General features: G+C 60.0%; 13 protein-coding genes and 1 riboswitch. Of the genes, 9 read left to right on the top strand and 4 right to left on the bottom strand.

The window, feature by feature from the left end:
• Positions 1 to 17: 17 nt before the first annotated feature.
• Both ACSBQV_RS08830 and ACSBQV_RS08825 read right to left on the bottom strand, forming a co-directional pair.
• Positions 18 to 1,652 (bottom strand): hypothetical protein, encoded by a 1,635-nt coding sequence (locus tag ACSBQV_RS08830; RefSeq protein ID WP_099785330.1) that lies wholly within the window; start codon positions 1,650 to 1,652, stop codon positions 18 to 20.
• A gap of 129 nt (positions 1,653 to 1,781) precedes the next feature.
• On the bottom strand, positions 1,782 to 2,492 hold the full coding sequence (locus ACSBQV_RS08825; RefSeq protein ID WP_033642235.1) for an ATP-binding cassette domain-containing protein: 711 nt from the start codon (positions 2,490 to 2,492) through the stop codon (positions 1,782 to 1,784).
• Between the two features lie 453 nt (positions 2,493 to 2,945).
• Between ACSBQV_RS08825 and ACSBQV_RS08820 the strand changes: the two genes are divergently transcribed.
• From ACSBQV_RS08820 to ACSBQV_RS08810, 3 genes are all read left to right on the top strand, one after another.
• Positions 2,946 to 3,074, top strand: a complete 129-nt coding sequence (locus tag ACSBQV_RS08820; protein WP_255326645.1) for a hypothetical protein — start codon at positions 2,946 to 2,948, stop codon at positions 3,072 to 3,074.
• 531 nt (positions 3,075 to 3,605) lie between these two features.
• Positions 3,606 to 5,618, top strand: a complete 2,013-nt coding sequence (uvrB, locus tag ACSBQV_RS08815; RefSeq protein WP_099785328.1) for an excinuclease ABC subunit UvrB — start codon at positions 3,606 to 3,608, stop codon at positions 5,616 to 5,618.
• Between the two features lie 100 nt (positions 5,619 to 5,718).
• Positions 5,719 to 5,985 carry a VF530 family DNA-binding protein gene (locus ACSBQV_RS08810; protein ID WP_004939783.1) on the top strand — a complete coding sequence of 89 codons (267 nt, stop codon included), beginning with the start codon at positions 5,719 to 5,721 and terminating at the stop codon, positions 5,983 to 5,985.
• A gap of 6 nt (positions 5,986 to 5,991) precedes the next feature.
• On the opposite strand, the gene yvcK is transcribed toward ACSBQV_RS08810, so the two are convergent.
• Entirely contained in the window at positions 5,992 to 6,909 is a 918-nt protein-coding gene (gene yvcK, locus ACSBQV_RS08805) for a uridine diphosphate-N-acetylglucosamine-binding protein YvcK (RefSeq protein WP_033642237.1), read from the bottom strand.
• A gap of 336 nt (positions 6,910 to 7,245) precedes the next feature.
• Positions 7,246 to 7,390: riboswitch (molybdenum cofactor riboswitch) on the top strand.
• Between yvcK and moaA the strand changes: the two genes are divergently transcribed.
• From moaA to ACSBQV_RS08775, 6 genes are all read left to right on the top strand, one after another.
• Positions 7,377 to 8,363, top strand: coding sequence for a GTP 3',8-cyclase MoaA (gene moaA / locus ACSBQV_RS08800; RefSeq protein ID WP_099785326.1), 987 nt, complete (start codon positions 7,377 to 7,379; stop codon positions 8,361 to 8,363). Its footprint overlaps the riboswitch before it by 14 nt.
• Positions 8,364 to 8,387: 24 nt before the next feature.
• Entirely contained in the window at positions 8,388 to 8,903 is a 516-nt protein-coding gene (moaB, locus tag ACSBQV_RS08795) for a molybdenum cofactor biosynthesis protein B (protein WP_033642238.1), read from the top strand.
• 3 nt (positions 8,904 to 8,906) lie between these two features.
• Complete coding sequence (moaC, locus tag ACSBQV_RS08790) at positions 8,907 to 9,386, top strand: cyclic pyranopterin monophosphate synthase MoaC (protein WP_025301929.1); 480 nt, start codon at positions 8,907 to 8,909, stop codon at positions 9,384 to 9,386.
• Entirely contained in the window at positions 9,383 to 9,628 is a 246-nt protein-coding gene (gene moaD / locus ACSBQV_RS08785) for a molybdopterin synthase sulfur carrier subunit (protein WP_004939768.1), read from the top strand. Before moaC ends, moaD begins: the two co-directional genes overlap by 4 nt.
• Positions 9,629 to 9,630: 2 nt before the next feature.
• A complete protein-coding gene (gene moaE / locus ACSBQV_RS08780; RefSeq protein ID WP_033633871.1) occupies positions 9,631 to 10,098 on the top strand; it encodes a molybdopterin synthase catalytic subunit MoaE in 468 nt (155 codons plus the stop codon).
• 130 nt (positions 10,099 to 10,228) lie between these two features.
• Complete coding sequence (locus ACSBQV_RS08775) at positions 10,229 to 10,939, top strand: Bax inhibitor-1/YccA family protein (RefSeq protein WP_004939761.1); 711 nt, start codon at positions 10,229 to 10,231, stop codon at positions 10,937 to 10,939.
• 70 nt (positions 10,940 to 11,009) lie between these two features.
• Here ACSBQV_RS08775 and ACSBQV_RS08770 read toward each other — a convergent pair whose 3' ends face one another.
• Positions 11,010 to 12,116: an ABC transporter permease gene (locus ACSBQV_RS08770; RefSeq protein ID WP_099785324.1), complete on the bottom strand. Its 1,107-nt coding sequence runs from the start codon at positions 12,114 to 12,116 to the stop codon at positions 11,010 to 11,012.
• Positions 12,117 to 12,120 lie beyond the last annotated feature (4 nt).

Below are 12,120 nucleotides of genomic sequence, written 5' to 3'. Positions count from 1 at the left end.
TGACCTGGCGTTGGCTTTTACATAGCGGTAATACAGGCGTTATCGAGATAAAGCACGCCATTTTTCGCCAGGGCAAACAGGTTGAACGTCAGGATGACATGGGTCGCCCAGACCGGGACTTTTCGTCGATTGGCGTTGAAACGATATTCGGTGTACTCGGCGTAAGCATCGGCTTTCAAGGCGGCGTCCCAGGCTGCCGGCGCGGCTTTGGCGACGAGCGAGACGCCGTTGTCCGCATGGTCCTGGATACAGGCATATTGCAGCGTCGCGAACAGATTGCCGGTACCGCCGTTGACCGTTTTCAGGGTAAAACAGGCGCCCAGCTGCTCATATTGCGCGGCGGGCACGATCACTCTCACTCCGGCGTTGGTATTGGCGTTGCCCAACTTGGTCACTTTCAGGGCATTGCTGCCGTTGACGCCCGCGCCGGCTTCGATACTGATAGTCACTGCGTCTGAGGTAAAGGGCTCGCTGATCGTGCCGCCTGTCACTTCCCAGCCAAACGGCTTAGCGGAAAAGGCGAACTCACCGTCTTTTAACTTGTTATTCACGGCGCCGACCAGCGTCTGGATCCCGGCGCCACCCCCACCGCCATCCAGTCGGCTATTGACGATGACAAAGTCGCCGGTACCGCTGAAATAGCGGCCGCTGGCGGTTCGTACGCCATAGAACTTCACGCTGTCGACGATAATCCCGCTACTGCCGGCCTCGGCGTAAAACAGCGACGCTTGCGCCAGTCGGCCGCCGGCGACGATGATTTCGCCGCCGTGAATCAACAGCGATGCATTTTGATTGGCGCTGCAACGGAAGGGAATTTCCGTGAGCGGACTATTACCGTTGTTGAATTCCATATGGCAGCCATGCAATTCAATGCTACCGGCCTCAACGTCGGCAATCGAGCCGGCATAGTCGATCGAAGTGCCGAACAGGCGGAAGGCGCCGTTGGGGTTAGCGTTGCGAACGGCCAGCCCCTGGGAATTGCCGAGGGTGCCACCGAAGAAGTTGATGCCTTCACCGAAGTTTTGGGCGCCGCTGTTCGTTGAAGGCATATGCAGGCACTCAAAACAGCGAATGACTTCACAGGCGTAGTGGTGGGCGATATAGGCATTGGTACCGTAGTACAGGCCGTAGTAGAAGCCGGAAATATAGACGTTATTGACGGAAAAGTTGCCCAGCGGGCCTTCAGGCGAATCGAAACGGACGCCGTCGATATAGGTGTATTCGATCGTCGTTTCATCTTTGCTGTTGTTAATCCTGGCGCCGATGCCCTTTACGGTGAAATCTTTCATGATAGGCGCCGGGCGAATAGGAACGTTGTTATCCAGCGCGCCGCTGCTGGTATAGCAGCGCAGGAAATAGTTATGGTCGCTTTCCGTGCCGTTGGGGATCTCGGTAGTGACGTTGACGCCGTTGCCGTCGATATAGACGAATCCGACATTGATATCGGTTTTAGGCGCCGTCCAAAGGGCAAAAGGCGCGGCGAATCTGACAATCGCAGGGCGTTTTAACGTTTTGATGATAAAGTCTTGTGCGCCGACCAGTTCGTCGCGCGAACTGACGTAAATGCCTTCAATATTAAGACGTTCCTGCAGGCTCCAGTTTTTGTTGCGCAAATCCGCGTATTGAATAAATGCCGCGTTGTTGTCTGTCATGCTTACATCCCTCGATATTATGGTGTCGGTGTGACCCCTATCGAGTATGAAAAGATGGCCGGCCCATGCCTATTGGGCGCAGACCGGCCGTGACTGATACAACAGCAACCTAATCGCTAACCCGAGCACTCACTCCGCCAGCCCGGCGCCGATCAGCGCCTCATCCAGCTGCGCCAGCGCGCCGTGCGCCACGGTGCGCCCGCTATCGAGCAGACAAAAACGATCCGCCACCCGCCGCACGAACGGCAGCTGATGCTCTACCAGCAAAATGGTCATGCCCAACTCATAGTTGAGTCTGCGGATCACGTTGCCGATGTCGGCGGCGATCGAGGGCGGTACGCCCGTCGTCGGTTCGTCGAGGATCAGCAGCGCCGGCTCCTGCGCCAGCGCACGACCAATCGCCAACTGGCGCTGAGCACCTTCGCACAGATCGCCGGCGCGGCGGGTGCGCATCTGGCGCAAATTGGGAAACAGGCTGTAGATCAGCGGCGGAATGCGGTAAGGGGCGCCGCGCACGGCCATCTGCGCCACTTGCAGATTCTCCTCCACGCTCAGCTGCGAGAAGAGTTGCCGCCCTTGCGGGACGTGGCTGATGCCGAGTGCGGCGCGGCGCTCCATCGGTTGCAGCAGCAGGTTTTGCGGCGGCTGATCCGCCGGCTGCCAGGTCATGCTGCCGCTCACCACCGGCAAATGCCCCATGATGCAGTTGACCAGCGTGGTCTTGCCCACGCCGTTGCGCCCGAGCAGCACGGTGCACTGGCCGCGCGGCAGCTCCAGGTTGATGTCCCACAGGGTATGATTTTGCCCGTAAAATTGATTGACCGATCTCAGACTCAGCATGTGGCATTCTCCTCATAGACATAGGCGCCCGTTCCACTCGTTGGTGGGGTGCTGCAAAGGCCGCATTGGCGGTTGATTTCCCGAGTGTGGCAATGTCCGGAACAAAATGCCGTCCCTCCGATTCGCCTGAGCAATGTCTGCGGTGGACGGAAAGACAGTCAATATGTCGTGAAAAACGACGTTTATGACGACTTGGTGTCGTTCTCGCGCTTTTACGAGGCATAGCCAGGCGGCGGTTGCACGCCGCATTCGGCAGCGCATTATGCTGTCGCGCCTCGTTCGCACGCTGGAAGATAAAGCAACTCCCAGGCCAGTTTTGCCACTGGCCGAAAAGGGGGAGTGTTATCGCTTTGTTAACCGCCTGTCAGGCCTGACGCGCTTTGACGCGGCGGCCTGAAAATACGCCGGGAAGTTAACCCGGACGTTTTTTGCACTCTTGTGGTGCTCTCCGGCGTGGGCGTGGTGCAAGGCGTTGCGCCGCCGTCAAGCGCGATCGGCGTGAAAGGGGGCAATGCGATTTTGGCAATGGGGATTTTTAGTATTAATCGGCATAAACAAAGCGATATTTTTATGAAAAAATAACTAAAAAAGCCATTTTGGCGAGTGTAAAGGGCGAAAAGCTTTCTTTCTGTAACTCCCGCCACGGGCGGGGCGGTGAGAGTTATCCACTATTCCTGTGGATAACCTTGTGTATTAGATTTAGAAAAACGCTGTAAAGCGAGAGCCGACGCGGGTTCTGTTCGCTTTGTCCGCAATCTCGTCTTTTTATTAAAATTATTAATTATCAATAAATTAACTAAAATCAAGACGCCAGGGCATTGATCGGGTTTCTATGTGTGATTTTTCGCCGCGGTGCTATCAATAAGTTAATTTTCGGCAAGTTCTGGGGATAAATCTGTTATTGACAATAAAAATGTCACCCCGCTGTAACCTCACGGTGCAACGGCGTTGCCGCGCTGCCGGGCGCAGCGACGAATCCGCTTGAAGCTGGTTTTATATCCAGTATCATGGGCACTGGCGCAAATCGCCGACACTTTCCATAATTAGGGGCCACGTCCGGCGCAGAGCCGGCTGGCCGCCTGAGCGCGCGCATCTCCACAGGGTAGCCGAGCAATGAGTAAACTTTTCAAACTGCATTCTGATTTCAAACCGGCCGGCGATCAGCCGGAAGCCATCCGCAAACTGGAAGAGGGGTTGGAAGACGGCCTGGCGCACCAGACGCTGCTGGGGGTAACCGGCTCGGGCAAAACGTTCACCATCGCCAACGTGATAGCCGATCTGAATCGGCCGACCATGGTGCTGGCGCCGAACAAGACGTTGGCGGCGCAGCTGTACGGCGAGATGAAAGAGTTTTTCCCGGAGAATGCGGTGGAGTACTTCGTCTCCTACTACGACTACTACCAGCCGGAAGCCTACGTGCCCAGCTCCGACACCTTCATTGAAAAAGACGCTTCGGTGAATGAGCACATCGAGCAGATGCGCCTTTCCGCCACCAAGGCGCTGCTCGAGCGGCGCGACGTGGTGGTGGTGGCGTCGGTGTCGGCGATCTACGGCCTGGGCGATCCGGATCTTTACCTGAAGATGATGCTGCACCTGACCAAGGGCATGATCATCGATCAGCGCTCCATTTTGCGCCGGCTGGCGGAGCTGCAGTATTCCCGCAACGATCAGGCTTTCCAGCGCGCCACCTTCCGCGTGCGCGGCGAGGTGATCGACATCTTCCCGGCGGAGTCGGACGAGCTGGCGCTGCGTGTTGAGCTGTTCGACGACGAAGTGGAGCGGCTGTCGCTGTTCGATCCGCTGACCGGGCAGATTGAGCAGGTGGTGCCGCGTTTTACCATCTACCCGAAGTCGCACTACGTGACGCCGCGCGAGCGGATCATTCAGGCGATGGAAGAGATCAAGGTCGATCTGGCGGACCGCCGCAAGGTGCTGTTGGCCAACAACAAGCTGCTGGAAGAGCAGCGCCTGACACAGCGCACCCAGTTCGATCTGGAGATGATGAACGAGCTGGGTTACTGCTCGGGCATCGAAAACTACTCGCGCTACCTTTCCGGGCGCGCCGAGGGCGAGCCGCCGCCGACGCTGTTCGATTACCTGCCGGCGGACGGCCTGCTGGTGGTCGACGAATCCCACGTCACCATTCCGCAAATCGGCGCGATGTTCAAGGGCGACCGCGCGCGCAAGGAAACGCTGGTGGAGTACGGTTTCCGCCTGCCGTCGGCGCTGGATAACCGCCCGCTGCGCTTCGAGGAGTTCGAGGCGCTGGCGCCGCAGACCATCTATGTTTCCGCCACGCCGGGCAAATATGAGCTGGAGAAATCCGGCGGCGATCTGATCGACCAGGTGGTGCGCCCGACAGGGCTGCTGGATCCGATCGTGGAAGTGCGGCCAGTCACTACTCAGGTGGACGATCTGCTCTCCGAGATCCGCAAGCGCGCGGCGATCAACGAGCGCGTGCTGGTGACCACCCTGACCAAACGCATGGCGGAAGACCTGACCGAATACCTGGAAGAGCATGGCGAGCGCGTGCGCTACCTGCACTCGGATATCGACACCGTGGAACGCGTCGAAATCATTCGTGACCTGCGTCTGGGCGAATTTGACGTGCTGGTGGGCATCAACCTGCTGCGTGAGGGGCTCGACATGCCTGAGGTGTCGCTGGTGGCGATTCTGGACGCCGACAAGGAAGGCTTCCTGCGTTCCGAACGTTCGCTGATCCAGACCATCGGCCGCGCGGCGCGTAACCTGAACGGCAAGGCGATCCTGTATGGCGATCGCATCACCGATTCGATGGCCAAAGCGATCGGTGAAACCGAGCGGCGGCGCGCCAAGCAGCAGGCTTACAACGAAGCCAACGGCATCGTGCCGCAGGGGCTGAACAAGAAGATCGGCGACATTCTGCAGATTGGCCAGCCGGTCAACCGCGCCAAGGGTAAAGGCAGGGGCAAGGCGGCGGACAGCGGCGCTCAGCTGCAGAACCTCACGCCGAAAGCGCTGGATCAGAAAATCCGCGATCTGGAAGCGCAGATGTATACCCATGCGCAAAATCTGGAGTTCGAGCAGGCGGCTGCGCTGCGCGACGAGATCCACCAGCTGCGCGAGCAGTTCATCGCGATTTCCTGACCGTTGGACGACGCCCGCGCTGTGGGCGTCAAAATTCCTTGTCGGCCGCGTCAAAGCTGTTATGGTGTGCGGCCCGATTTGACCACGAAGAGTACCGAACATGAGCCAACACCAGTCTAAAGACCCGCTGCACGGCGTGACGCTGGAGCAACTGCTGAATAAACTGGTGGATCACTACGGTTGGTCCGAGCTGGGCGCGCGCATTCGCATCAACTGCTTCCGCAGCGATCCGAGCATCAAGTCCAGTCTGAAATTTTTGCGTCGCACGCCCTGGGCGCGTAAAGAGGTGGAAGATCTGTATATCGATATGGTCAGCCATCCCGCCCCAGCCAGCGATAATCCCTGGCTGCGCGGGCGAGACGGTTAAATTCGGTCAGCGGCGGTCGGCCAGCTCCACCAGCGCTTGATCCAGCGCCTGGCGCAGCAGCTGGCGATCGTGGCGATAAGGGATGTCGCTCGCTTCCAGCGGTTGCTGAATCACCACCCGATCCTGCACTTCACTGGCGTCCACCGCCGGGCCGACGATCAGCGCATCGATCATCCGGCGGCCGATCTTCTCTTCCATCAACGTCAGCTTATCCTTTAACGACAGCGCCGCGGCGGCCACGCTCAGCTCGCGGCCGAGGTTGCCGATATAGATCATGCTGGCGCTGCTGCGGCGCAGCGCCTGGGTGAGATCGTCGAGCAGCAGCAGCGGCATCAGGCTGGTGAGAAAACTGCCCGGCCCAATCAGGATCACGTCGGCCTGCGCGATGGCGTCCAGCGCTTCGCGCGTGGCGTTGACCGGGGGAGACAGCATCAGCTCCTGCGGCATATGAGTCAGTTGGTCAACATTCACTTCACCGTAAACATGGTTGCCTTCGTGATCGTGCGCCATCAAATCCACCGGCTGTTCCGACATCGGAATCAACGCCGCGTCCACCTTCAACAGGCTGCGCACCAGGTTGATCGCTTCCAGCGGGCGCACGCTCAAGTGATCCAGCGCTTTCAACATCAGGTTGCCGAGGTTATGGCCGGCCAGTTCGCCGTTGCCGCTGAAGCGGTATTCGAACATCGCCGAGGCGACGCTCGGCTCGGTGATCAGCTGGTTGAGACAGTTGCGGGTATCGCCCCAGGCAATGCCGCCTTCCGAACGGCGGATGCGGCCGGTGGAACCGCCGTTGTCGGTGGTGGTAACGATGCCGGTCAGGCGGGAGCCTAAGGACGACAGGGCCGACATCACACGGCCCAGGCCGTGTCCGCCGCCCAACGCCACCACGCGGTCGAGATCGGCCAGGGTACGATTACGCATAAATTTCCTTACAAAGGGGCTGAACTGCCCGCATAAGGTAGCGGATCCGGCGTAAAAACGCGATATACCCGTTATCCTTGACGTTGCCTCTGGGGTGAACGCGCTTGCCGTCGGGAGGCGACGCCCATTATTTAGGGGATAAAGAGTGCCATTTGCGTGATTCTGGTCAATTCGCCCTCGTAAGCGATGTTTATCATGGTTTACCCGATTACGCGGCGTCTAAAAACGCTGTATAGACAGTTATATATCGAATTAACGCGTTGGCTATCGTTGCCGATTAGCGCTAGAATTCTGCTGAAAACCACGGTTTCATTCCGGCTACTCAAGGTAGCGGGAAGAGAAATCAAACTCCTAGCCCCTGCGCCTACGTTGTTCATCCGGAACGATATGGCGCCTGGGCCGTGGCGAAGTCAGCCACCAGGGTGCAGAGGGGAAACGCTCGCATCTCCCAACTTTGGAAAGGTGTTATGGTACCGCAACTCATTGATGCTTATGAGCGCAAGTTCTATTACCTGCGCTTGTCGATCACCGACGTGTGCAACTTTCGTTGCACCTACTGTCTGCCCGACGGCTACAAGCCGAGCGGCAGCCCGAAAAGCTTCCTGTCGCTGGATGAAATCCGCCGCGTCAGCCGCGCGTTCGCCGAACTGGGCACCGAAAAGGTGCGCCTGACCGGCGGCGAGCCTTCGCTGCGCCGCGACTTTACCGAGATCATCGCCGCCGTGCGGGAAAATCCGGCCATTCGCACGCTGGCGGTCACCACCAACGGCTACCGTCTGGCGCGCGACGTCGCCGCCTGGCGTGACGCCGGTCTGACGGCGATCAACGTCAGCATCGACAGTCTGGATCCCCGCCAGTTTCACGCCATTACCGGTCAGGACAAGTTCCGCCAGGTGATGGACGGCATCGACGCCGCCTTCAGCGCCGGTTTCAGCAAGGTCAAGGTCAACGCCGTGCTGATGCGCGACGTCAATCACCAGCAACTCGGCGCGTTTCTCGCCTGGATCAAGGATCGGCCGATCCAGCTGCGCTTTATCGAACTGATGGAAACCGGCGAGGGGGGCGAACTGTTTCGCAAACACCACGTTTCCGGCGAAGTGATTCGCCTGCAGCTGGAGCAGCAGGGTTGGCGGCGCCAGGCGCGCGGCCGCAGCGACGGCCCGGCGCAGGTGTTCAGCCATCCGGACTACCAGGGTGAGGTGGGTCTTATCATGCCGTATGAAAAAGACTTCTGCGCCAGCTGCAACCGGCTGCGCGTTTCTTCCATCGGCAATCTGCATCTGTGCCTGTTCGGCGAGCAGGGGGTGCCCCTGCGCGATCTGCTGGCGGACGACGGCCAGCTCGACGCGCTGAAGGCGCGCATTCAGAGCGGGCTGCTGAGCAAGAAGCAGACCCATTTCCTGCATCAGGGCAACAGCGGGATCACCCAGAACCTGTCGTTTATCGGCGGCTGACAGCCAATAGGAGCTTATTGAACCATGAGCCATGCGAGCAGCGAGTTTATTCCGGCGCATATCGCCATCCTGACCGTGTCCGACAGCCGCGGTGCGGCGGAAGACACCTCCGGCCAATATCTGCAGGAAGCGGCGCAGGAAGCCGGCCATCAGGTGGTGGATCGCGCCATCGTCAAAGATGACATTTACCAGATCCGCGCACGGGTTTCCGCGTGGATCGCCGATGACAACGTGCAGGCGGTGCTGATCACCGGCGGCACCGGTTTTACCGCGCGCGACAACACGCCGGAAGCGCTGTTGCCGCTGTTTGACAGAGAGGTGGAAGGGTTCGGCGAACTGTTCCGCATGGTGTCGTACGAAGAGATCGGCACCGCGACGATCCAGTCGCGCGCGCTGGCCGGCCTGGCCAACCGCACGGTGATTTTCGCCATGCCGGGCTCCACCCGCGCCTGCCGCACCGCCTGGGAGCGGATTATCGAAGAGCAGTTGGACGCGCGCCATCGCCCGTGCAACTTCCAGCCCCATTTGAAGAAGCCCTGAGTCATGACACAGCTAACCCACATTAACGCCGCCGGCGAAGCCCATATGGTCGACGTTTCCGCCAAGGCCGAAACGGTGCGCGAGGCGCGCGCCGAAGCCTTCGTCGACATGTTGCCCGCCACGCTGGCGATGATCGTCGACGGCAGCCATCACAAGGGCGACGTGTTCGCCACGGCGCGCATCGCCGGCATTCAGGCGGCCAAACGCACCTGGGAACTGATCCCGCTGTGCCACCCGCTGATGTTGAGCAAAGTCGAAGTGCAGCTGGAGGCGCAAACGGAGCACAGCCGGGTGCGCATTGAAACCTGCTGCCGGCTGACCGGCAAAACCGGCGTCGAGATGGAAGCGCTGACCGCCGCCTCGGTGGCGGCATTGACCATCTATGACATGTGCAAAGCGGTACAGAAAGACATGGTGATCGGCCCGGTGCGCCTGCTGGCGAAAAGCGGCGGCAAATCCGGCGATTTTAAGGTGAACGCATGATCGATATTCTTTTCTTCGCGCAGGTGCGCGAACTGGTGGGCACCGGCGCGCTGTCGATGCCGGCGGATTACCCGACCGTCGAGGCGCTGCGCCAGGCGCTGTGTGCGCGCGGCGATCGCTGGGCGCTGGCGCTGGAGTCCGGCAAACTGCTGGCGGCGGTCAATCAGTCGCTGGTGGCGGCGGATCACCCGCTGCGCGCCGGCGATGAAGTGGCCTTCTTCCCGCCGGTTACCGGGGGGTAAGCATGGAAAACACCCGCATTCGCGTGGGCGAAGCGCCGTTCAACGTCGGCGACGAGTATCAGTGGCTGGCGCAGTGCGACGCCGATGGCGCGGTGGTGACCTTCACCGGCAAGGTGCGCAACCATAACCTCGGGGACGACGTCAGCGCGCTGACGCTGGAACACTACCCCGGCATGACCGAGAAGGCGCTGGCGGAGATCGTGGCCGAGGCGCGCAGCCGTTGGCCGCTGCAGCGCGTGACGGTGATCCACCGCGTCGGCGCGCTGTATCCCGGCGACGAGATCGTGTTCGTCGGCGTGACCGGCGCGCACCGCGGCATGGCGTTCGCCGCCAGCGAGTTCATCATGGACTACCTGAAGACCCGCGCACCGTTCTGGAAGCGCGAAGCGACCGGCCAGGGCGATCGTTGGGTGGACGCTCGCGACAGCGATCGCGAGGCCGCGCAGCGCTGGCACGACGCGGCTAAATAACGCCTCAACAGCGGAAACAAATCAAGACCTTTGCCGCTTTCGCGCGGCCTATTCTGTGGTACGCTTATAGCAGGCGAAGCCCCGTTTACGGGGCTTCGGAATCTTGTTTACAACGCAAAAGGTAACCGTCATGGACCGATATCCACGCTCTAATGGTTCAATCGTCGAACGTGCCAACAGCGGCATTCAGGCCTACATGGCGCAGGTTTACGGCTGGATGACCTGCGGTCTGCTGCTGACGGCGTTCGTTTCCTGGTATGCGGCCAATACGCCCGCGATCCTCAACTTCATCTTCTCCAGCCAGATCACCTTCTTCGGTCTGATCATCGCCCAGTTGGCGCTGGTGTTCGTGATTTCCGGCATGGTCAACCGCCTGAGCGGCGCGGTGGCCACCTCGCTGTTCATGCTGTACTCGGCGCTGACCGGGCTGACGCTGTCGAGCATCTTCATCGCGTACACCTACAGCTCGATCGCCAGCACTTTCGTAGTCACCGCCGGCATGTTCGGTGCCATGAGCCTGTACGGCTACACCACCAAGCGCGATCTGAGCGGCTTCGGCAGCATGTTGTTCATGGCGCTGATCGGCATCGTGCTGGCTTCGCTGGTGAACATCTGGCTGAAAAGCACCGCGCTGATGTGGGCGATTACCTACATCGGGGTGGTGGTGTTCGTCGGCCTGACCGCGTACGACACGCAGAAACTCAAGGCGATGGGCGAGCAGCTGAACGCCGATGATAAAGACGGCTTCCGCAAGTACGCCATCGTCGGCGCGCTGACGCTGTATCTCGACTTCATCAACCTGTTCCTGATGTTGCTGCGCATCTTCGGCAACCGCCGCTAAATCCGTCGTCTTTCATGCCTTAGGGTATCTGGCGATCAAAAAGCTCTGCATGTGACATGCAGAGCTTTTTTTATGCGATCTTGCGGCGGAACAGCGCGTAGGCGGCGCTGCCGGTGGTGGCGGTGATCACCAGCAGCGGCCACAGGCTGCGCCAGATAATGCTGAAGCTGGCGTCCTTCAGGTAGATCTGCTTGGTGATGTCGGTGAAGTGGCGTATCGGATTCACCCAGGTCAGATCCTGCAGCCACACCGGCATATTCTCCACCGGCGAGACATACCCCGAGAGCAAGATCGCCGGCATCATGAACACGAACACGCCGATAAACGCCTGCTGCTGAGTGGCGCACAGCGACGAGATCAGCAGGCCGAAACCGACCAGCGACAGCCCGTAGATCAACATGGTGGCGTAGAACAGCAGCAGCGATCCGGCGAACGGGATCTGATACAGGAAGATGCCGATCAACAGCACGATGCTGGCCTGGAAGCTGGCGACGATCAGCGCCGGCACCGCCTTGCCGATAAAGATCTGCCAGGTGGTGAGCGGCGAGACCAGCAGCTGTTCCAGCGTGCCCTGTTCACGTTCGCGCGCCACCGACAGCGAGGTGACGATCAGCACGCCGATGGTGGTGATCATGGCGATCAGCGACGGCACCACGAACCATTTGTAGTCCAGATTCGGGTTATACCAGTTGCGTACCACCAGTTCGCTGTTGTTGGGTTTCGCGCGGTTGCCGAGCAGCTCGTTCTGATATTCCTGCACGATCTGCTGCACGTAGTTGGCGGCGATCTGCGCGCTGTTGGAGTTACGCCCGTCGAGCAGCAGCTGCAGCGGCGCGGTATTGCCGGCGGCGATATCGCGCGAGAACTGCGCCGGGAAGCGGATCAGCAGCAGCGCCCGCTGGTTGTCGATGGTGGTCTTTATCTCCTGCGGATTGCGCAGCAGCAGGACATGGGAGAAGGCTTTGGCCTTGGCGAAGCGTTGGGTCAGCTCCACCGAGGCCTGGCCGCTGTCCTCGCTGTAGACCGCGATGGTGGCGTTGGTGACTTCCAGCGTCGCGGCGAACGGGAACAGCAGCACCTGCAGGATCACCGGCATGATCAGGATGGCGCGGGTTTGCGGATCGCGCAGCAGCGCCTGCATTTCCTTGATGATGAGCGTCAACAGACGGTGAAACATCACT

Source organism: Serratia sp. B501, assembly GCF_051172315.1.
Lineage (GTDB): Bacteria > Pseudomonadota > Gammaproteobacteria > Enterobacterales > Enterobacteriaceae > Serratia > Serratia ureilytica.
Note: the sequence above shows the minus strand (reverse complement) of the source record. Positions and strands in the feature narration are given on the sequence as shown.